The organism is Erythrobacter alti, assembly GCF_037996805.1.
GTDB classification, from domain to species: Bacteria; Pseudomonadota; Alphaproteobacteria; order Sphingomonadales; family Sphingomonadaceae; genus Alteraurantiacibacter; species Alteraurantiacibacter alti.
Window position 1 is genome coordinate 423,335 of the sequence record NZ_JBBNAX010000005.1, and the last position, 22,909, is coordinate 446,243.

At 59.1% G+C, this 22,909-nt stretch carries 15 protein-coding genes and 1 pseudogene; 11 read left to right on the forward strand and 5 right to left on the reverse strand.

The features are described from left to right. Positions 1–24 precede the first annotated feature (24 nt). Positions 25–603, forward strand: coding sequence for a hypothetical protein (locus AAC850_RS07475; RefSeq protein WP_340588060.1), 579 nt, complete (start codon positions 25–27; stop codon positions 601–603). Next, entirely contained in the window at positions 561–1,133 is a 573-nt protein-coding gene (locus tag AAC850_RS07480) for a septal ring lytic transglycosylase RlpA family protein (RefSeq protein ID WP_340588061.1), read from the forward strand. Before AAC850_RS07475 ends, AAC850_RS07480 begins: the two co-directional genes overlap by 43 nt. A 33-nt stretch (positions 1,134–1,166) precedes the next feature. Here AAC850_RS07480 and AAC850_RS07485 read toward each other — a convergent pair whose 3' ends face one another. Further along, positions 1,167–1,784 carry a TIGR02466 family protein gene (locus AAC850_RS07485; protein WP_340588063.1) on the reverse strand — a complete coding sequence of 206 codons (618 nt, stop codon included), beginning with the start codon at positions 1,782–1,784 and terminating at the stop codon, positions 1,167–1,169. Between the two features lie 200 nt (positions 1,785–1,984). Further along, a complete protein-coding gene (locus AAC850_RS07490) occupies positions 1,985–2,431 on the reverse strand; it encodes a CHRD domain-containing protein (protein WP_340588064.1) in 447 nt (148 codons plus the stop codon). Positions 2,432–2,638: 207 nt separating this feature from the next. On the opposite strand from AAC850_RS07490, the gene AAC850_RS07495 reads away from it, so the two are divergent. Then, the gene (locus AAC850_RS07495; protein ID WP_340588065.1) at positions 2,639–2,884 is read left to right on the forward strand and encodes a hypothetical protein; all 246 of its coding nucleotides are present in this window, start codon (positions 2,639–2,641) and stop codon (positions 2,882–2,884) included. Here AAC850_RS07495 and AAC850_RS07500 read toward each other — a convergent pair whose 3' ends face one another. The 3 genes from AAC850_RS07500 to uvrA all read right to left on the reverse strand — a co-directional run bounded on the left by AAC850_RS07500 (position 2,885) and on the right by uvrA (position 8,765). Continuing rightward, a complete protein-coding gene (locus AAC850_RS07500; protein WP_340588066.1) occupies positions 2,885–3,853 on the reverse strand; it encodes a hypothetical protein in 969 nt (322 codons plus the stop codon). A gap of 153 nt (positions 3,854–4,006) precedes the next feature. After that, positions 4,007–5,845: a DUF7380 domain-containing protein gene (locus AAC850_RS07505; protein WP_340588067.1), complete on the reverse strand. Its 1,839-nt coding sequence runs from the start codon at positions 5,843–5,845 to the stop codon at positions 4,007–4,009. Positions 5,846–5,849: 4 nt separating this feature from the next. Then, positions 5,850–8,765: an excinuclease ABC subunit UvrA gene (gene uvrA, locus AAC850_RS07510; RefSeq protein ID WP_340588068.1), complete on the reverse strand. Its 2,916-nt coding sequence runs from the start codon at positions 8,763–8,765 to the stop codon at positions 5,850–5,852. A gap of 445 nt (positions 8,766–9,210) precedes the next feature. Between uvrA and AAC850_RS07515 the strand changes: the two genes are divergently transcribed. The 8 genes and pseudogenes from AAC850_RS07515 to AAC850_RS07550 form a co-directional block, all read left to right on the forward strand. After that, positions 9,211–11,976, forward strand: a complete 2,766-nt coding sequence (locus tag AAC850_RS07515) for a calcium-binding protein (protein ID WP_340588069.1) — start codon at positions 9,211–9,213, stop codon at positions 11,974–11,976. Positions 11,977–12,555: 579 nt separating this feature from the next. Further along, entirely contained in the window at positions 12,556–14,694 is a 2,139-nt protein-coding gene (locus AAC850_RS07520) for a calcium-binding protein (protein WP_340588070.1), read from the forward strand. A gap of 161 nt (positions 14,695–14,855) precedes the next feature. Next, positions 14,856–15,926, forward strand: coding sequence for a M10 family metallopeptidase (locus tag AAC850_RS07525; protein WP_340588071.1), 1,071 nt, complete (start codon positions 14,856–14,858; stop codon positions 15,924–15,926). After that, positions 15,881–16,225, forward strand: a pseudogene (locus AAC850_RS13965) (calcium-binding protein); the annotation flags it as partial. The gene AAC850_RS07525 and the pseudogene AAC850_RS13965, both read left to right, overlap by 46 nt. A gap of 21 nt (positions 16,226–16,246) precedes the next feature. Beyond that, entirely contained in the window at positions 16,247–18,319 is a 2,073-nt protein-coding gene (locus AAC850_RS07535; RefSeq protein ID WP_340588073.1) for a calcium-binding protein, read from the forward strand. Positions 18,320–18,354: 35 nt separating this feature from the next. Beyond that, positions 18,355–18,897 carry a pseudouridine synthase gene (locus AAC850_RS07540; RefSeq protein WP_340588074.1) on the forward strand — a complete coding sequence of 181 codons (543 nt, stop codon included), beginning with the start codon at positions 18,355–18,357 and terminating at the stop codon, positions 18,895–18,897. Between the two features lie 127 nt (positions 18,898–19,024). Continuing rightward, the gene (locus AAC850_RS07545) at positions 19,025–21,268 is read left to right on the forward strand and encodes a CAP domain-containing protein (protein WP_340588075.1); all 2,244 of its coding nucleotides are present in this window, start codon (positions 19,025–19,027) and stop codon (positions 21,266–21,268) included. Between the two features lie 170 nt (positions 21,269–21,438). Further along, positions 21,439–22,909 (forward strand): calcium-binding protein (locus AAC850_RS07550; RefSeq protein WP_340588076.1); only part of this gene is annotated, 1,471 nt, incomplete at its 3' end.

The following is a 22,909-nucleotide window of genomic DNA, read 5'->3' on the forward strand; positions in this document are numbered from 1 at the left end:
ACTGTTGAGACCGTGAAATAGTATTTGTCGGTAAAGGCCGGAGGAGAAATCCGGCGTTTAGGAACCGGAAGCACTGAGGTGCGGAAGGAACTGTTTGAGACGCCAGAGGTCAAATTCGGTCTCGGACTGGTGGAAAGAATAGCTGAGAACCTTCGGGAACTCGCTTTTCGGAAAACCAGCTCCGGCACCGGCGCGAGCGCCGGGCGACATATTCTGAAGAAAAGCGACACTTCGTGTCGTGGATCTGAAGAAGACACGCCAGGCGCCAAGCATCCCTTCGGGGGTCCACACGCCGGTGAGAGTGGGGTCGGCAGCAATGCCGGCCCCATTTCTCTTTACGGCATGTTTGTGACCGGATCTGCGGCCCAGTACCGGCCCACAATTCTTCCTGACACAAGCGATTCGATTAGCGAAAATCTCGATTCCGGCTGGAAACGCGACGGCATAAAAGCGCGTTTCGCCTTGTTATTCGCCCAATTTCACGATGAAGCGTGGCCCATCATCGGTCAGTCGCCGCACGGTTTGGATCGATTAGGAACTTTCCATTATCAGCCGCGTCCATGGACGGCTCTATTACCAACCGGACAGTCACCCGCAGCGTGACTGCTCTTGCTGCGATCGCTCTGTTTGCAGCGACCGGTGCAGGTTTCGCCCAACAGCAGGTCGAAATGAGCGCGACGGCCACCGACGCGCCTTCCGCCGTCGCTGGGCCTGTTTTCACGCCCAGTGACGAGGCGGTCTTCGAGGAGGCTTTCGCCCGCTTCGACACACCAGTTGAGCCGGAATTGCCAGGCCATGCAGTTGACATCACGACCATCGAGCCCGCTGAACCTGAGACGGTTTCGCTCGGCAGCGGCATTGCGAGCTATTACGGTCGCCGTTTCCACGGTCGTCGCACGGCCAATGGCGAGCGGTTCGACATGAACGAATTGACCGCTGCCCATCGCACGTTGCCGTTTGGCAGCCGGGTTCAGGTGACCAACCCGCGCAACGGCCAATCGGTCGTAGTTCGGATCAACGACCGCGGGCCGTTCATTCGCGGACGCCATATCGATCTTTCCCGCGCTGCTGCAGAGCAGATCGGCATGATCAGCCGCGGTCACGCAAGCGTAGAACTCGAATTGCTCGACTAAGGTTTTGGGGCGCCTGGGCGCAACACGAACTTCTTAAAGCTTCAACTCACTTACGTCGCGGAACGACCCGATCGTGCCGCGCACGAAAGTGTTGAACGCGATGGAATGGCGTACTTTGTCGGACGTGTTCGGCTCCACGTAGTGCTGGATCGAGCTGGAGAAGAGGACCACATCGCCCTGCTTTGGCACGATGGCGTTGCGCGGCGCGTTGTAGATATTCGTCCTTTCCGGATCCACGGCGAGCTCAAGCTGGCGGTAGTGATTGTGCCGCTCGAAAATCATGTTCCCGGGCGGATCGGGCATCGGCGCGAAATAGAGCGATCCTGACACGACCGAGTTGGAATGCGTGTGTCCGTGCATCCCTACGCCAGGCGGGTTCTCGAGGGCCCAGCTCTGCGTCACTTCCAGCTTTTGCGAGATGCCCATCACGTCGCGCGCGAATTGCGCCAGCGCCAAGTCGACCGCCGCCTTGATGCTCGCCATCTCGCGCTTCTCGAACAGGTAGAGTTCTTCCGAGATGCGGTTCACCTGGTTTTCGATCATGGTGAGCTTCTTGCAAAACTCGATCTGTTTCGGCGTGATGGCGTCGGCGATGTTGGTGATGAAGTACGGTTCCGCAAAAAGCGGCTTTACCGTGAATTCCCGCTCCATACTGGAGCTTTCGCGAAGAGGTGCGGTTGTCGCCATTCGGCAGTTGTCCCGTGCTGCAAAGTGGTTTCACCAGCACCTAAACAACAGCACCCGCCAAGGGCAAGTGCGACTTCACAGATTTTCCCCCAGCACAACCAGCAATCGACTGGCGTCATGCAGTGTCCGACCAGCGACTTCACACCGCTGACGCAATCTCCGCACTAATGGCCGAGCTGGCCGCGGATTGCTCCGTCGGGTTTTCCGATGGCGGTGACGATGATGTAGAAATCGTCGCGGTTGGCCAGCAGCCTGTCCATCACCGCGCGCTCCACGTTTACGCAAGTTTCGTCACCCGGTTCGACCGGCAGTTGCAACTGCACCACCAGCGGCCCGTTGCGGCCTTCGTCGCCTTCGTGGATTGCCAACCCGTTCGGATTGCGGATGCCGTCGATGTCGAGATAATAGCAAATGCGTCCGCCGCTCAGGTCGAATTCGGAATCGAAATCGCCGAGCGCGCCGTCTTCCCCGTTACCTCCGGTCACGCTTTCGGCAAACATGGCGACGCCAACGAACTGGCTTTCCTGCGCCGAGGCGGGTGTTCCCGCGCCCAGCAGTCCAAAGCCCAGTCCCATCACCGCAGCAAGTGCGCGACTTACACCTGGTTTCATAGCAGCTCTCCCATCCAAGGGCCGCCGCCAGCCGGTTTTCCGGCTGCCCCAGCCCCGAATGCGCCTGATTGTAGACCCTTACGCGCAAAAGGGGAAGTTTCCGCCGCAGGAGCGCCGCAAGGCCGCCGGAACCCGAAAGCCGCGCGGCCCGTTACGCTACCAGCCCCCTACCCGCCCGGCCGTCTGCCCGACCAACGAAAGCCCGCCATGTTCACCCAGCTCAACCCGCCCATCCCCGTCAACATCCTCGATCGCGGCAAGGGGATGGCGATGGCGGTGATCGACTACGGGCCGGAGCACAACCTCATCTGGGTGACCGCGCTGGACGACAGCGGAGAGATCTGGTGCGCGCCCAATCCCAAGGTGCGGATGCAGACCAACTGGACGATGGGCCGCCACGCTCCCGAAGGCGCAAAGCCGTGGCCGCCCGAGCAACGGCGCGACACCGCCTGATCAGCCGCCCGCAGCGCCCTGCGCATCCAGCCGCGCGGCAAGGTCCGCCTCGCCCGCCACCAGCCACCATTGCTCCACCCCCTGCTCGAAGGCGAGAAGCTGGAGCAGTTCGATAGTGCAGCCGCGCTCGAAATCACCCGCAGCCAGCGCGCGCGGCGTGGGCGCATCCTCGGGCCGCGCCGCCTCCATCCGGTCGAGCCGGTTGCCCTGCCACATGCAGTCCGCCTCGGTCAGCGGCACCCTGTCGTCCTGATCGGCATCCTCGCAGAAACCGCCGCAATCGGGGCATGGCGCTACCGGAGCGGGCGACATGGCAAGCTGCGCCCCCGCACCTGCGCCTGTCTCCCCGTCGCGATCCGCCGTCCCTTGCGCATCGGGCGCGCCCGCCGGGGCCGCATTTCGCGCTAATGTGGAGCACATGGAGCACAGTCCAGGCGGCAATTCCTGCCCCTCCCCCGATTGCCCCTCCGGAAGCTCCCCCAGACGCTCGAGCGCGGCATCGAAACCCGCCTCCGCCTCCAGCGGCGCATCGCAGGCGGAGCAGGCCGCAAGCCGCTCTGCCTTGGCATCGAGCCGCGCAAGGTGGGCGAGCAGCAGGCGGGAATCGTATCGCCGCCGCGTCGCCACCTCCTCCCCGTGGTAAAAGACGCTCTCCTCCACCCCGTTGATCGCCCGGTCCGCCAGCACCTCCTCCACCGATTGCCGCGCAATGACGAGCGCCGCGTCCCAGCACGCGCGCATCTGCGCACTGGCCCGCCGCGCGCGGTAAGCCGTCTGCGACGATATGCCGAGCGCCCGGCACGCCAGCCGCACATTGCCATGCTGCGCAAGCCGCTCGCAAAATTCGGCCTGCCTGGCAGGAGTCAGAAGCGGACGCGGCCCCGGAGCCGCTCCCGCCGCCTCGCTATCGTGCAGGACGGGGAGCTGGTGGCGGTTTTGCTGAGCGTCGGGTTGGGCAAGGAAAGACATTGCGGGACTCGCTGCGTGGTTGAGAGAACCGCGCAGCGAGGCATGGAATGGGGGGTGTAGGGAAGTCAGAATGGTAGATCGGGATAAGATGAACATTTTGTGGCGGAATTTGCGTCGTCGGACTCAAAATGGTCATCATGTCATAAAATTTGTTTATGAATCCATTACGGTATTCTGCAGTCGCGGCTTAATGTCTTTCCAAATTGCTGTCCGCACAAGCGGAAGCATAACCAGCGAAAAAATCAATTTGCATCCGTAAATGTATGAAGCGGAATAGAAAGCGCCGTCAACGCTCATTCCGTGACAAAAATTATGCCTGACCTTTGGTCCCAATTCATGAACGAAGAGATTCTCAATCGCGAAAATTTGCGCTTTTCCGAAGACCTGCTCAAGCACGTCGCGGTGCTCACCCAAAAGCCTACCAAGCCCAATCGATTGTTCAATTCCGCCAAGTGCAATTGTCGTATCACTGTAACCCGCAGTACTGACCAGTGCGCGAAGGCCAGCTTCAAGAAATGGAACAAGAATGGAGCAAGCAACCATATCATCGCCGTAGAGAAATGCATGCAATCCGCGAGCTACCTGATGTTCGTATCCGCTGGGAACAAACGGACTGTAAGCGCAAATTGCAGCAAGAAGCGTTTCGTCCACAAAAAAGCGATTTGTAATTTCTGCTCGTGCCGGAACTATTGCTGCGCTTACGGCCAGATCTGTTTTGATACCAAATTGTTGAATGACCTTGTAGCGCAGCGGTTCGGAATCACCGAAGCTATTAGCTGTGCGCGCGACCGTCCGACCTTTATTGTCAAGTAGAGAAGTTGCAAAAAGCGACGCGAGTGGGAATTTTTCAGCTTCCTCTTTCGCTCTTGCATACATCTCATCCGGTGCCTTCGGCATCTCTGTCAAAGCAAGATGGCGAAGCGCGTCTAAGAGGTCCAAAGATTTATAAGGCTCCAACATTCGTTGGACCTCGTCGCTTATGTCCATCGAATGACTTATTGACTGCATCTCATCAGCGAAATGCAACTGCGAGTCCTTTAAGCGCTCGTGTAGTCGTTGCCTTTCATCCTTAACGCCTCTCGCTCCGTGTAAAGCGTCTATTGCTTGTTGCAGTGCGTGGGTTTGCAGGAACGCACTTGACCCTGCGGCATCTGCCTGTGATTCATAAATTTTAGCCAGGGCGAGGTGTCCGGACGTTGGAATTGCACCTTCATTTGTCCTAGCGGCGATCCGATTCGATAATTCCTGCAGTGCAATTGCTTGGTGGAACTCCTTATTCGCGCAAAGTGTTTCAGCGCGAGAATTGAGATCGCCCAACGCTTCAACTGTGCCATCTACCCCGTAGTCTAATCCAAGATTCCCGAAGCGGGCAATTGCCATACCGCCTTCATCCAACGCTCCTTCCAACGCCGAGAGGAGCGCTTCTCTCAGCTTATCGTTTTCTGGACGGTCCCACCCAGTCGACCTTGCAATGTTGATCGCACGTTCAAGAAAGTTTTGGACCGAAACACTTGTAACAGACGAGCGTTCGAAACGCAGGATCGCGATACCATCCTTCAACTGCTCAACCAATTTGGTATAGCCATCAATCGCAATTCGAGCGAAATTCTGCCTAGATTTGTCGCGTGTCCAGACAAGATCACAAATCCGGACCTTAAGGGCTAGCGGCTCAAGTTTCTCGGCAACTGCGCCCAAGACATCAACGTCTTTTTCGTCGAAGTCAGAACCCACCAGTGTTCTCGAACCGTCAGCAAAGGACAATGCATTCGAGAAAGGCTCTGCCTTGTCGCCTGGCCTGAAGTGAAAATTTGATATGGCCGCTAGCAAGCGAAGGGCTCGGGCACCTGCGATATCTCCTGCTTCGTCCTTTTTGTCAGCTTCAGCCCGAAAGTCTCCCTCGAAAGCCTCAACATCTGCACAATTCGGTTTCTGAAGTATTGTAGTCGTACTGATCGCAAGCAGATCTTCTTCAGTGAATCGTTCTTTGTACATCGCTTTACTCCGCCGCTTCCTTCTGCCGCTCCAGCATGGGCGCGAGGTATTGGCCGGTGTAGCTCGCCGTGACCTTGGCGACGTCTTCCGGCGTGCCTTCGGCCACGATCTCGCCGCCGCGCACGCCGCCTCCGGGGCCGAGGTCGAGCACCCAGTCGGCGGTCTTGATGACGTCGAGATTGTGCTCGATCACCACCACTGAATTGCCCTGGTCCACCAGCCGGTGCAGCACTTCGAGCAGCTTGCGCACATCCTCGAAATGCAGGCCGGTGGTCGGTTCATCAAGGATATAGAGCGTTTGTCCGGTGCTGCGCTTGGCCAGCTCCTTCGCCAGTTTCACGCGCTGCGCCTCTCCGCCTGACAGCGTGGTGGCCTGCTGGCCGACCTTGACGTAGCCCAGCCCCACCTCGTTCAGCATGTGCATCTTGTCGCGGATGGGGGGCACGGCCTTGAAGAAGCCTTCCGCGTCCTCGATCGTCATGTCGAGCACGTCGGCGATGGAGTGGCCCTTGAACTTCACCTCCAGCGTTTCGCGGTTGTAGCGTTTGCCGCCGCATTGCTCGCAGGTGACGTAGACATCGGGCAGGAAGTGCATCTCGATCTTGATCAGCCCGTCGCCGGTGCACGCCTCGCAGCGGCCGCCCTTCACGTTGAAGCTGAAGCGCCCCGGCTTGTACCCGCGCGCCTGGCTTTCGGGCAGGCCGGCGAACCAGTCGCGGATCTGGGTGAAGGCGCCGGTGTAGGTCGCCGGGTTGGATCGCGGGGTGCGGCCGATGGGTGACTGGTCGATTTCGATGACCTTGTCGCAATATTCCAGCCCCGTCACCTTGTCGTGCGGCCCGGCGATAATGCGCGCGTTGTTGAGGCTGCGCGCGGCGGAGGCGTAGAGCGTGTCGATGGTGAAGCTCGACTTGCCCGACCCGCTGACGCCGGTGATGCAGGTGAAGGTGCCGAGCGGGATCGCGGCGGTGACATCGCGGAGGTTGTTCGCCCGTGCACCGTGGACCGTCAGCTGGTGGCCATTGCCCTTGCGGCGCGTGGCCGGAACCGTGATCTCGCGCCGTCCGGTGAGGTAATCGGCGGTGAGCGAGCGCTTGGCCTTGAGGATCTGCTTGAGCGTGCCCTGCGCCACCACTTCGCCGCCGTGCACACCCGCGCCGGGGCCAAGGTCGACCACGTGATCGGCGCTGCGGATCGCGTCCTCGTCATGCTCGACCACGATCACCGTGTTGCCGAGGTCGCGCAGCCGCTTGAGCGTTTCGAGCAGGCGGTCGTTGTCGCGCTGGTGCAGGCCGATGCTCGGCTCATCGAGCACGTAGAGAACGCCCGATAACCCGCTGCCGATCTGGCTGGCGAGCCGGATGCGCTGGCTCTCGCCGCCCGACAGCGTGCCGCTGGTCCGGTCGAGGTTGAGGTAATCGAGCCCGACATTGTTGAGGAAGCCCAGCCGCTCGACAATTTCCTTCAGGATAGCCTTGGCGATCTGGTTCTGCTGGTCGGTGAGCTTGCCGGGCAGCGCGGTGAACCACGCCAGCGCCTCGGCCACCGAATAGCGGGTCGGCTGGCTGATATCGGTGTCGGCGATCTTCACCGCCCGCGCCTTCTGGTTGAGCCTTGCGCCGCCGCAGGTTTCGCATGGCTGCGCGGTCTGGAACTTCGAAAGCTCCTCCTGCATCCACGTGCTCTCGGTCTGCGCCAGGCGGCGGTTCAAATTGCCGATCACGCCCTCGAACGGCTTGTCGACCGTGTACTGCTTGCGCCCGTCCTTGAAGGTGAGCGGCACGCGCTTGCCCTTGGTGCCGTAGAGGATGACGTCCTGGTTGCCCTCGCCCAGTTGGCTCCACGGCGTGGTCAGGTCAAAGCCATAGGCCTTCGCCAGCGAGCCCAGGACCTGCATGTAATAGGGCGACGGCGGGTTGCTCTTCGCCCACGGCACGACAGCGCCCTTCTTCAGCGTGAGTTCTTCATTGGGCACGACCAGCTGCGGGTCGAACAATTGCTTTTCGCCAATCCCGTCGCACGTCGGGCAGGCACCCTGCGGCGCGTTGAAGCTGAACAATCGCGGTTCGATTTCCTCGATCGTGAAGCCGGAGACCGGGCAAGCAAATTTCTCGCTGAACACGATGCGGTTGGCGGGCAGCCCTGCCCCCTTCATCGCGCCGCCACTGCCTGCCTCATCCTCGCGCCCCGGCACCACGCCATCGGCGAGGTCGACGAACGCCAGCCCCTCGGCCAGCTTGAGCGCGGTTTCGAAACTGTCGGCGAGCCGCGTCTCGAGCCCTTCCTTCACCGCCAGCCGGTCCACCACCACTTCGATGTCGTGCTTGAACTTCTTGTCGAGCGTGGGCGCGTCCTCGATCGCGTACATTTCGCCGTCGATGCGCACGCGGGTAAAGCCCGCCTTCTGCCACTCGGCCAGTTCCTTGCGATATTCGCCCTTGCGCCCACGCACGACCGGCGCGAGCAAATAGAGCCGCGTGCCTTCGGGCAAAGCCATGACCCGGTCGACCATGTTCGAGACGGTCTGCGCCTCGATCGGCAGGCCGGTGGCAGGGCTGTACGGCACCCCTACCCGCGCCCACAGCAGACGCATGTAATCGTAGATCTCGGTCACCGTCGCCACGGTCGAGCGCGGATTGCGCGACGTGGTCTTCTGCTCGATGGAGATGGCCGGAGACAGCCCGTCGATATGCTCGACATCGGGCTTCTGCATCATCTCGAGGAACTGGCGCGCATAGGCGCTCAGGCTCTCGACATAACGCCGCTGCCCCTCGGCATAGATCGTGTCGAACGCAAGGCTCGACTTGCCCGAGCCGGACAGGCCGGTGATCACGATCAGCGCATCGCGCGGCAGGTCGATATCGATACCCTTGAGATTATGCTCGCGGGCGCCTTTGACGGAGATTTTGGTGAGAGCCATGGCGGTCCAAGTGGGGTCTTGCTGGCACAGAGTCCAGAGGGGCGGAATGCCGTAGCACGCAAGGCGCTGGCGGGCACGCAATGTTCACGAATTGTTCGCGCGGGTCAAGGGGGTGGAAGAAGGTGGGTTCACAACCTCAGCCCAATCAGACCCTTCGATCAAATAGGCTTGGGCTTATCGCCTACATATTGCGTTGTCCCTGGCATGATTTCACCGCGTCGAGGATAGGCGGGTATGCCATCCTGCTCGATGGCACGCTGAATCTCGCAGAGGCTGACTTCATCTTGTAGTTATTGGCGGGGACGACCCGGCATCCAATCAAATGCAAGAGTGGGTGGATTGTTGCCTGATTTCATATATTTGTTGAAACCAGCAACTAAAGACGCACGCCTCTATGAAGGATTCCAGAGAATCCAGCCTGACGTGCCAAGTCGGACCCTGATTTATGAAAACGATCTATGTGAGCGCGCAAAACGGGAACGATGCCAATGATGGTACCGACCCGTTACTTTCCGTGCAGTCAATCAAGCGGGCGCTCGAACTGGCGAGCGAGCGGGACGACCTGATACTGCTCGAGCGTGGCGGGCATTATCACGTCGACACATTGGTCAATATCGCGCCTGCTATCGGTGCGTGGGGTACAGGGGATGCGCCGCTTATCGATGCGCGGCAATCGGTTTCAGACCTGCAATGGACCCAGTTGCCCAATGGTCTCTGGACTACCCAGATCTCATTCCGCGACGCACCCATGTTCAATAACGGCGCCGACAAGGCCCAGTCGACACATCACCAGATCTGGAGTGGTCTCGAGAAGCTGGCTTGGGAATTTTCCGGAGACACTATTGAAGAGAATCTGGCAGCGGCGGCAGCCCGTGAGAACAGCTTTACCTTGCATTACACCGGATCAGACGTTCCCGATCCGCGCGACGATGCCACGGGTAGCGACAGCTTTGTTATCTATGTGAACCTGCCCGATGGCATGACACCTGCCGATGCGAACCTGCACATTGCCGATCAGGCCCGCATTATTTTTGGCGGCGCGGACCTGTCCGACGTCGATCTGATCGGCGGATATTCAAAGGACAATATCGGCACAGTCGTCAATTCCGATCCGGGTCGCATTTCTCAATTCGACAACGTGCGCATCCTCGATGCGGCAGCACACGGCCTGGTCGGCCCCATATCCAGCAGCGGCTTTATCGAGGTGACGGGACGCGGAGATGCCGGTCATTCGCAGCATCCGTTCGGTTTCAATTCCGGAGGCGGACTGATCAACCTGTTCGTTCCATATGATACCGACGCAGATCTCACCTTCGACACCATTTCCGTCTCTGGTGGGGCGCGCGGAGTGTATGGCCACGGGACAATCCACGCGGGCAGCCATCGCAGCCTTACGATCGAACATCTTCTGGCAGACACACTCGATTTCGCTGTGTCCTACGGGCGTACTCCTGCCGAAGTGCCTTTCTTCGGCACGGCAACGATCCACCGGGTGGATGCCTCCAACATCAACGTGCTGGCCGCGATTGGCGGTGACTTCGAAATTCTTGGCGGAGACGTTGTGTTCGCTTCACCTGATCTGGCGCCTGACAGGGACCAGATCCTGGTCGAATTCAGATCGGTAGATGCCGTTGCGAAAATTTCGAACCTCAATTTCACCTTCCAGTACGCCGAAACATCCCGGTCCTTGCTGACATTCGGGAACAAGTCCTTGATCGCATCGAATACGCTCGTACTCGAAAATGTTGTCGACAATTCCGCGCCCGATGCCCGCGCGACGCTGTTTCAAGGACGCGATTACAACCCACACCTTGTCTTGGGACGCGGAACCCGCCTCTGGGATTTGCAAGAGACCCCGTCCGATGTCGCGGCGATCCCGGCCTCGCTTTACGTCTTCGACGATGTTCGCTTCGGTTTGGGAAATCGGACTGGCGCCGAGATCGAGCAGTTCCTGTGGGACAAGGGCATCGCCTTCGAGATATCGTCATATTCGACTATCGTTGATGCAACCGGTTCCGTGCTCGACAATCCCGGCTGGACCCACGCCTTTCTCACGACTGAAAACCAGTCCAAGTTCGGAAGCGCTGAGGCTGACGTTCTGGTTGGCAATGGCGGTGCCGACCTGCTTATCGGGAACGGCGGAGACGATGTGCTGGAAGGCGCATGGGGCAACGACACCCTTATAGGCCGATCAGGAAACGACCTTCTCGTCGGCGGCGATGACCAGGACAAACTCTACGGTGGCGACGGGTCCGACGAGCTTATCGGAGGATCAGGCAATGATCTTCTGGATGGTGGCACCGGTGCTGATTTTATGCATGGCGGCGACGGTGACGACGTCTACAAGGTCGACAATGTGAACGATGCTGTCATGGAGTTGACCGGCGAAGGCGTTGATCTGGTTCGTTCACGGGTGAATTTCACGCTGCCCGATCATGTAGAAAACCTGCATTTGGTGAGCCTGGCCTCGATCGGGATCGGCAACGAACTTGGCAATCATATCTATGCTTCCAGGATCGCTGCTACAATCCATGGCCTGGGCGGAGCAGACCTGCTGGAAGGCAGCCGCTATGGCGACGCGATCCATGGCGGAGACGGTGACGATGTCGTGCGCGCCGGCGCGGGTGATGATCTCGTCTTTGGCGGCGATGGGGACGATGTTCTGCGCGGGAATGGCGGCAGGGACCAAATCTACGGCGACGCCGGTGCGGACAAGCTCTTCGGCGGCGCAGGTGAAGACATACTCGAAGGCGGGGCTGGCAATGACACGCTCTACGGCGATGGCCACAACGACATCCTTATTGGCGGGGCCGGAGACGACCGGTTGTTCGGAGGATTGCACGACGACACTCTGATAGGTGGTGCCGGTCGTGACGTATTCCACGGAGAACACGGCGCGGATAACTTCGTCTTCGACGAAGAGCACTTCGCCGGGCTCACCTTCAATACCGCAGACCAGATCAAGGACTTCAAGGACTATCAGGGCGACAAGATCGACCTTTCGCTGGTCGATGCCATCTTCGGTGGGGATGATGACGCCTTCACCTTCATTGCCGACGCCGCCTTCTCGGGCACCGCAGGCGAGCTGCGCTGGGAGCACGTCGGGAGCAATACGATGGTCTACATGGACGTCGATGGCGACGCGCAAGCTGACTATGCCATCCGCCTCGACGGCACGCTGAATCTCTCAGAGGCTGACTTCATCCTTTAAGCAGCTATCCCATTCGCAAGCGTTGACGCGGCTCTGCGCAGGTTGGCAGCTTGACTGGTCGATCTGCGCGGATGCTCGCCATTCTGATCCAATACAAGATTGCCTTACCCGGGCTGCGGCAAGGCATGCTCGCGGGATTAACTTTGCAAAAAGTTAATGCGGTCAAAGTGTTAATCCGGTTCGCGTCGCGCCCTTCCCAAGGGCAAAAATTCGCCCGATTAACGTATTTTAATTACGCGGAGCAGAACACATAAACTACGCGAGTAGTATTATTGTCCATCCGGTGAAATAAATGGCTGTGGAATATAGGAATTTTACGACGCCGCCCACAGCGACCGCGTTGGAAAACTATTAACCATGCAACATGGCGTAATTCGTGCATCTTTCAGATTGGGAACGTTCTATCAATCCGGAACCATACGTAGCGAAATGTAAGGTTTGCGAAAGATCGGAGCTTGGTCGAGAAATTTTGTTACGCGATTGGATTGTATGAAACACCGATTAACCATGTCAGCAAACACCAGTTGCGATTACGTACCTTATAACCCGTGATGTATCAGCCACTTAGGGACGCCCACCATGTCAATTCTCGATCTGAACGCTCGCTTCGGTCTTTTGAATATCGGTCTGTATTTTGATCTCATCACGATCGACCTGGAAATCGGGATAAACCCGAGTTCTGGCACCACCGATGATGATGTCACAGCCGGAACAACAGGCAACGATGCTATCGAGACGCTTCTCGGAGACGATATCATCATCGGCTCCGATGGTGAGGATGTGATCGACGGCAGCATTGGCATCGATATCGTGGTCTTCGACTTTTCCTCGTCGCGCCATGTGTCTCAAGGGATCGGGCGCAATGTCACGATCACCGACACGCTTGTGTCGACCGATGAAGGCACACTGCCAACCGATGCCGACGTAATCTCGGTAATCAGCGGCATCGAAGGCCTGGCTTTTCAGTTCGGCGCGATGGTTGGCGGAGAGATCGTTGACACGACGGACGATACTGTTGATGCCAGCCTGTTCCTCGGCAGCGAAGGCGTTCAGCTATTCAGTGGCGGCGGAACCGACACATTTATCGGCAGCGGCAGTGACGACGTGTTCTCCTTCGTAATGGGCGCGGGAACAGCGACGATCGGTACAGCAACCGGCGGCGGTGGCAACGATATCGGGATGTTGCGCGTAGAGGCATCGGGCACCCAGACCGTGACGATGTCCGATGTTGGCGGTGTCTTCAGCTTCTCCAACGGTGACGGCGAGCAAGTGACGCTCAATGGCATGTCAGAGATCGGCTTTGCGGCAGCAGGACTGGTGGCGGGCGGCAGCGGCGGCACGACCACGATCAACGCCGCCAGCGCGACAACTGTGGTGCTTGCCGACTTCACCGAAGGTGGAACCATCACCAATTACAATGCCGTATTCCTTGTGAATACCGGCGGTGGCGACGACATCATTCAGACCAATGCCGGAAACGACATCATCAACGCCGGCAGCGGCGCAGACCAGATGGCCGGCGGCGCAGGCGACGACATCTATTATGTCGACAATGTCGGCGATATCGTCACCGAGAATGTCGATGAAGGAACCGACCGTGTCTACTTCGCCATGAACACGACGGCCTATGCCAAGGCATGGGCAAATGTCGAAAGCTTTGGCCTGACCGGCACCGCTTCGGTCCTGCGGACCAGCAATCTTGACAATGAACTGGTCGCCAACTCAATCCTCGGCAGCGTCCTGTATGGCAGGGGCGGTAACGACGTTCTGATCGGCGGCGCCGAGAATGACCGCCTTGAGGGCGGTAGCGGCAACGATGAAATGCGCGGTGGCCAGGGCGACGACATCTACAGGGTCGAGGACGCTGGCGATATTGTTGTCGAATTCACCAGCGAAGGTCGCGACCTCGTTCGCGCGAAGATCGATTACACGCTCGGCGCCAATGTAGAGGACCTGAAACTGCAGGGCGCCGCCAGCATAGGTACCGGAAATGACCTTGCCAACGACATGCAGGCATCAGCCAACGCAGTCACCCTCTACGGCCTGGGCGGCAATGACCGTCTGACGGGCTCCTTCCAGAATGATACGCTCTACGGTGGCGACGGGGACGATGCTCTGTTTGGCAGCGCCGGCAGCGACTTCTTGTATGGCGGTAATGACAACGACGTCCTTTACGGCGGCGGCGGTATCGACTTCATGTTCGGTGAGGATGGCGATGATCGCCTCCACGGCGGGACCGGCAATGACGAACTTAGCGGCGGAGCTGGCAACGACACGCTCTACGGAGATAGCCATAACGATACGCTTGTCGGCGGCGCAGGCATCGACAGGCTCTTCGGCGGACTGCATGACGACATATTGATCGGCGGCTCGGATCGCGACGCATTGTTCGGTGGATCAGGTGCAGACACCTTTGTCTGGGATGACGGCGACTTCGGCGGAACCAAAGCCAGTAACGCAGACAGGATCTACGACTTCAGCAGCGCGCAAGGCGATCTGATCGACCTCAGCCTGGTCGACGCGATCTTCGGCGGGGACGACGATGCCTTTACCTTTATCGACAACGAAGGTTTTTCGGGCACCGCGGGCGAGCTGCGCTGGCAACATCTCGGCGATAACACCATGATCTACATGGATATCGATGGTGATGCTCAGGCCGATTATGCCATCCTGCTCGATGGCACACTCAATCTCTCCCAAGCGGACTTCGTTTTGTAGGTAATTGGGCCCGGGTAAGCATTTGTGCTGCCCGGTGCTGAATAGACAGGAACAGGCAAAGGGGGTGCAGTTGCGCCCCCTTTGTTTTTTTAATCGGCAGCGTTAACGACGACGGGTCGCCAACTCGCGAGCGATAGGTTACGCAAGCCTTTCAACACGTTGTGACCGAGGGGGCAGAATTGGAAGTCAGGACAACGCCAAGGCCGGACAACCCGTATACCGAGAGCCTTCTTGCGCTGGATATCTGGGACGGGCTGACAATCACCTTCAGCTTCCCTGACGATGTATCGGACTATCCCGACTACGACACCGATCTTGCCGACATCCTGGCTGGCTTCACCTCATTCAACGAGATGCAAAAGGATGCCGTCCGGCATATCCTTGCGACCATTTCCAGCTTCACCAATCTTGTGTTTGTCGAATTGACCGGAAGCGATGATGCAAATGCGACGATGCGCTTTGGCAATACGGCGATCACTGAATCTGCCTTTGCCTTCCTGCCGAGCGCCGATTCCGTTGGCGGCGATTCCTGGTACGGAACAGCCACGGAGCTAAAATCGCCCGAAGTTGGCAATTACGGTTACCTCGCGCTCCTGCACGAGATCGGTCATGCTCTGGGCTTGTTGCATCCGTTCGAACCTGATGTCGGCCCGCCTTTGCCTAACGACCGCGACTGGATGCCCTACACGGTCATGAGCTACAATTCTTTCGAAGGTAGCGACGGGTATTTCAATGCTGCCGATGGCTTCGCGCAAACCTTCATGATGGAAGACATCGCGGCCCTCCAGCACGCCTATGGTACCAACTATGACACCAATTCGGACGATACCCTGTATTTCGTCGATACGGACACCGGCGAGCTTTATGTCAACGGCGTCACCGAGCGCAGTCCGGGAACCAACACGGTCTTGCGGACGATCTGGGATGGCGGCGGCAACGACACCTATGATTTCGCCAACTACACCGGAGAACACACTGGTGGCCTGATCATCGACCTTGCGCCCGGAGGCTGGATCGCGATTACTTTCCAGCAAAGGGCAGATTTGGGCGGCGAGCATCCTCCGGGCGAAATCGCCAATGCACATCTCGTCGATGGCGACTTGCGCTCGATTATCGAAAATGCACGCGGCTCCACCAAGGGGGTATCATCAAGGGCAATCAGGTTGCTAACCGGCTGGATGGCTATCTGGGTGACGATGAACTCTACGGGTACGCTGGCGATGATCACCTGATCGGCGGTGACGGACACGACGATATCTATGGCGGCGAAGGCAATGACCTGATCGAGGGCGGCAGCGGTTTAAACAAGCTCTACGGTGAGGCGGGTAACGACACCATCTACGGCGGTTTTCAGACCGATTGGCTTTATGGCGGTACCGGGCACGACAAGCTCTACGGCGATTGGGCAGCAGACAAGCTCTATGGCGGTGAAGGCAATGACGAGCTTTATGGCGGCGACCATGAAGACGAACTGTTCGGGGATGAAGGCGACGACCTTCTTGACGGCGGCTCGGGCCATGATGACCTGGACGGGGGCATCGGCGCAGACCGCATGATCGGCGGCGACGGCAACGATACTTTCTTCATCGATGACATCGGCGACCTCGTTATAGAACTGGCGGACGGCGGTTCTGACCGGATCTATAGTGATGTCGATCTGGTGGCTCCGGACAATGTCGAAACTGTCTGGCTAAATGAAACAGGGGCGCTGACTGTCACCGGGAACGACCTGGACAACAGGTTGGGTGGCAACAGCCAGAACAATGTCATCGATGGCGGTCTCGGAGCCGACAGCATGGGCGGCGGTGCTGGAGATGATGTATTTTACGTCGACAATGCAGAAGATACGGTGACGGAAAAGCCGGGGGAAGGCACCGACACGATATATGCCTCAGCGTCTTTTGAGCTCGCGCGTGAATACACCACGCGTTGCGTTACATGCGCATCGCTAAAATACATTACGGTCGCTCCCGCTGATATCGAGTTCCTGATCCTGACAGGAAGTGCGCATCTGCGCGGAACAGGCAATGAAATTGCAAACACGATTATCGGCAATGCGGGCAACAACGTCCTTAAGGGTGCCGAGGGCGATGATACGCTCGATGGCGGGGACGGTGAGGATATCGCAGCCTTCTCGGGCCTGCGTTCGGAATACACGATCACCCTTCTTGTCGGCGGTAATGTCGAAGTTTCCGGTCCGGACGGTACCGACCTGCTCATCAATATCGAACGGCTCAAGTTCAGCGACATGACAATAGATGCACCGGTCGGTTTCCATCAGGTCGGCACACAGAACGATGACACGCTGGTCGGTGCCGATAGCGTGGTCGACCTGCTGTACGGTCTCGAAGGAAGCGATAGGCTCGAAGGTCTTTCCGGCAATGACACTCTCGATGGCGGCGCTGGCGATGACGAGATGTATGGCGGCACAGGCGACGACACCTATTACGTCGATAGCTGGGGCGACGCTGTCGTCGAACTGGCGGGCGAAGGCTTCGACCGGATCTACGCCAGCTTCAACATCAAGGCCTATTCCTTGCGCTATGCCAATATCGAGAGCTTTGCCCTGACGGGTGCGGCGAGCGATTTGGTCGGCAACAACGGCGTCAATGAGCTCATCGCCAATGCCGCTTTCCGCAGCCGCCTCGACGGCAAGGGGGGCGACGATACCCTTATCGGCGGCGCGGCCGGTGACAGGCTGGACGGCGGTCTGGGCGCTGACGATATGCGTGGCGGCGCGGGCGATGATTTCTACGTCGTCGACAACATCGGCGACCGCGTCGTCGAACTGGCGGATGGCGGTACGGACGAAGTGCGCGCAAAGTTCGATTACGTGCTTCCCGACAATGTCGAGAACCTGCGCGTGTCGGGCACCGCCACGACCGGGACCGGCAATGCGCTGGACAATCTGATCCGCGCAAGCGCCAGGACGGCCGTCACGCTCTACGGCCTAGACGGGGCGGACAGGCTGTATGGCAGCGCGCAGGCCGACATGCTGTACGGCGGCGACGGGAATGACGTTTTGCAGGGCAAGGCGGGCAATGATTGCCTCTACGGCAATGCGGGCAACGACACGCTCTATGGCCAGGGCGGCAACGACCGGCTGTGGGGCATGAGCGGCGACGATGTTCTCAAGGGCGGCTCGGGTGCCGATGTGCTCAGGGGCGATGATGGCAACGACTTCCTCTACGGCGATGGTCATGACGACATGCTTGAAGGCCGCGCGGGGGCGGACAAGCTGTTTGGCGGCCTGGGCAACGATATCCTGATCGGCGGGGCAGACCGCGATGCGCTGGAAGGCGGCGCCGGGGCGGATATGTTCGTCTTCGACGATGGCGACTTTGCCGGGCTTCGCGCGCACAACGCCGACCGCATCACCGATTTCAAGGACTATCAGGGCGACAAGATCGACCTGAGCCTTGTCGATGCCATCTTCGGCGGCGAAGACGACGCCTTCACCTTCATCGCCGACGCCGCCTTCTCGGGCACCGCAGGCGAACTGCGCTGGGAGCACGATGGCGGCAACACCATGGTCTACATGGACACAGATGGCGACGCACAAGCCGACTATGCCATCATGCTCGATGGCACGCTCAACCTCGCAGAGGCCGACTTCATCCTTTAGGAGACAGCGACCTCGCACGCCTCTAAAGCGCCTGCATGCTCATCGCGTTCAACAAGCCGTTTGGTGTCCTTTCGCAATTCAGCTCGGGCAAGGATGACAGTCCGCATCCCACGCTGTCGGGCTTCGGGCTTCCGCCCAAGGTCTACCCTGCCGGGAGGCTCGACCGCGACAGCGAGGGGCTGCTGCTGCTGACCGATGATGGGCAATTGCAGGCTCGGATCACAGAGCCGCGGCACAAGATGCCCAAAACCTATTTCGCGCAGGTCGAAGGCGTGCCCGATGAAGCGGCGCTGGCAGCGCTCCGCCGAGGGGTGGAGTTGAAGGACGGTCAGACCCGCCCTGCCCTTGCCCAAGCCATCGCCCCGCCCGAACTATGGCATCGCGATCCCCCGATCCGCTATCGCAAATCGGTGGCCGATAGCTGGCTCAGCCTGACTATCACCGAGGGGCGCAACCGGCAGGTACGGCGGATGACCGCGGCAGTGGGCTATCCAACCTTGCGACTGGTGCGCTGGCAGGTGGGAGAATGGAGCTGCGAGGGGCTGGCACCGGGCGAATGGCGCAAAATCGCCGGATAACGGCATGATTGCACGATGCGGCTTCCGCAAGGCTCACCCTGCCGCCTTAACCTTGTGCGGCAAGACAGATTTCAGCTTACGCGCCCACAAGGGCATGTAACCGACGAAATCCCAGGGACCGCGCCCCATGCCGCCTACCGCAGAAGAACAGCTTACGCTTGAACTGATAAACCGCCTCCGCATGGACCCGGATGGCGAGTATGCGCGGTTGACCGATCCCGACGTGCTGGCCGAAATCCAGTATGTCCTCAATTACTTCGGAGTGGACCTGAGCTCTTTCCAGGCCGCGATGGCAGCGATTGATCCCGCAGCGCCGCTGGCTTGGAACGACGCCCTCGCCCTCGCCGCCTCCCGCCACAATGCGGAAATGATCGATGCCGACACGCAAAGCCACCAACTGCCCGGCGAGATGGGGCTTGGCGACCGCATCACCGATGCTGGCTACACCGGGTGGTCAAACTTGGCGGAAAATATCTACGCCTTCAGCGATTCCGTGATCTACGGCCACGCCGGGTTCGTGATTGACTGGGGCTTCGACGACGAGGATTTCGATAGCAACGGCGTGCGCTATTCCGATTGGCAGACGCGCGGTGATGGCATCCAGGACCCGGCCGGCCATCTGCTCAACATCGTCAATCCGGTCTTCACCGAAATCGGCATCGCCGTGACCGAGGAAACGGACGCCACCACCAGTGTCGGCCCCTATGTCATCACCCATAATTTCGGCAATCGCTGGAGCTATGATGCGCAGTTCGTTGGCGTGGTGATCAACGACACCGACAATGACGATTTCTACGATATCGGGGAAGGCATGGGCAATGTGACGGTCACCCTGACCGGCACGGCTGGCACCTTTACCACCACGACCTGGGCATCCGGCGGTTGGCAAATCGCGGCACCTGCGGGGACCTATGATATCGTCTTTACAGGCGGCGGCCTGTCGGGCCAGATCGCAGTGACCGCTACGCTTGGCGCGGCCAATGTAAAGGTCGATGTCGAAGCTGCCGATGCCGTCGTCGTCGGCTCCACGCAGAATGGCACCTCGGGCACAGACACGCTGAACGGCGATGGCGGCGTCGACATCCTCAACGGATTGGGCGGAGATGATTTCCTCTACGGCTTCGGCAATGACGACACGCTGGATGGCGGCACGGGCGATGACGAAATGTACGGCGGCGCCGGTGACGACACCTATTACATCGACAACGGCATGGACCAGGTGTTCGAGAACGCAGGTGAAGGCAATGACCGCGTCTACTCGAGCTTCAATCTGAGAGCCTTCGCCGGCAAGTTCGCCGATATCGAGAACTTCGGACTGGTCGGAACGGCCACAGACCTGCGCGGGAATGCGCATGCCAACACATTGCTGGCCAATGCCACCCGTTCGAGCAAGCTTTACGGTCTGAACGGAGATGACACGCTGACCGGAGCGGATTTCAACGACGTGCTGGACGGCGGCTCCGGTGCTGACGTGATGGCTGGCGGCCAGGGCAATGATATCTACATCGTCGATGACGCCGGGGACGTCGTCACCGAACTGTTCGGCGACGGCACGGATCTCGTGCGGGCTAGGATCGATTACGTGTTGCCGGACAATGTTGAAGACATGAAATTGCAGGGCGCGGCGACGACCGGCACCGGCAATGCACAGGCCAACTATATTCGGTCGAAAAACCTTGGCGCCACGATCTACGGCATGGCGGGCAACGACAGGCTTGTTGGCGGCACCGGGCGCGATATCTTGTACGGCGGCGATGATGACGATGCCCTGCAAGGCAAGGCCGGCTCCGACGACTTGTTCGGCGGCGACGGAAACGATGTGCTCTACGGCGGCGGCGGAGCTGATTTCCTTTACGGCGACGGCGGCATTGATCGCCTGCACGGCGGGTCTGGCAGTGACGTGCTTTTTGGCGGAGATGGCGACGATACGCTGTATGGTGATGGCAATAACGACACGCTGGATGGCGGCGCCGGGGTCGATCGCCTGTTCGGCGGCTTGCATGATGATATCCTCATCGGCGGCGCGGACAGGGACGTGTTCTACGGCGAAGCAGGCGCGGACACCTTCGTATTCGACGAAGAGCACTTCGCCGGACTGACCGCTAACACGGCAGACCAGATCAAGGATTTCCTCGATTTTCAGGGCGACAAGATCGACCTGAGCCTTGTCGACGCCATCTTCGGCGGGGCGGACGATGCCTTCACCTTCATCGCCGATGCTGCATTTTCCGGCACGGCGGGAGAACTGCGTTGGGAACACATCGGGAGCAACACGATGCTCTACATGGACACCGATGGCGACGCCCAGGCCGATTACGCCATCCGGCTCGACGGCACGCTCAACCTCGCAGAGGCTGACTTTATTCTCTGACAGGTGCCGTTTGCATCCCGCCCACATGGCTTTGTCGCATGTGGGTGTGGGGGTGCAATTTTCCGAAAATGTGTTAACCTTCTTGCGCTTGCATGGCGAGAGGGGCGCTATTCAGCTCCCTTCCGCACGGGTCGTTGATCGCATTTTTGCATTCAACCGGGGGGAAACACATGACCATATCGCCAACTGTCTGGCTGTCCGAATTCGTCACCAATTTGCAGACTGCGGATGCGCAAGCCAATCCGAAAGTCATTGGCTTGGCCAACGGTAATTTCTTGGTGGTGTGGGAAGATGACAATGATTCGACCGCAGATGGCTTCGCTACGGATATTGTCGGCGTAATCTTCAACGCCCTGGGCGAGCCGCTCACAGGCTCGTTGTATCTCAACTTCCCTTTCGGCTTCTCCCGCGCAGAAAAGCTCGAATCGATCGCGGCGACGCCCGATGGCGGCTTTGTGGTCATCTACGAATTCCGTAGCGGAGACGACGGCGATTTGATCTTCGGGATATATGATGCTGTCGGCTCACGAACCGAACAGGGATTCGTTGTCTCGGACGATTCCGTAAATGGCATAACCTATGACAATGCGAGCGTTGCCGTCGCGTCAGATGGCAGTTTTTTCGTTACCTACGAAAGAGATGATGGCACCAATCAGGACATTGTCGGCAAGAAGATCAGCGCAGATGGATCAACGATAGGTGCCGAGCAAGTGTTACGCGCCGATGGCTTCTCGAATGGCGCTGACTTGGAAGACATTCTCGATCCTCAAACGGTGGCCCTCGACAGTGGCGGGTTTGCGACCGTCTATAGCGAGAATGACAACAATGGCGGCGCGAACGAGCGCACGATCGAATTGCTGTTCAGCAATGCCGATGGAACCAGCTCCACGCTCATCAACAACGTCTCGACGCCCGATGGCTCACCCGACTCCAACCCCCGTGTTGCCGAACTGGCCGACGGGCGGATCCTGGTTGCCTGGCAAGAGGCCGGGGACCTCCGCGGACGCATTTTCAACGACAATGGCACGGAGTCGATTGCCAAGTTCAACATCACGAGCAACACCAACTTGTCCTTCACGCTGATGGATGTGGTCGCGCTGGAGGATGGCGGCTATGTGACCGTTTTCCGCGATGATACGGACGGTCGCCTCTTTTTCGTGCGAGGTATAAACGGTGCGCAGGTAGGTCTCACCCAGTTCGTCCAGACTGACGCTGAAGGGGTGGGCGGCGACATCACCGATGCTTCTGCCAGCCTTACCACGGACGGACGAATACTGGTCAGCTGGCACAATGGCGAAATCTACACCGAGATATTTGATCCGCGTGACTCCAGCATAATCGATGTCGAAGCAGACGATGGCCAGACCACCGGACGGCAGACAGCGACTACGATCAATGGTTCATCTTCCGACGACATTATTTATGGCGTCGGCGGCGACGACACGATTTTCGGCAATGATGGCCATGACATTATCGATGGCGGCTCGGGCAATGACATGATGTTCGGCGGCATCGGCAACGACACTTACTATTTCGATAGCACCGCCGACAGTGCCACCGAGAATGCAGGCGAAGGGTTCGACACGGTTTTCGTCAACTTCGACCTCAAGGCCAATCGGCTTGACTGGCTTAATATCGAAG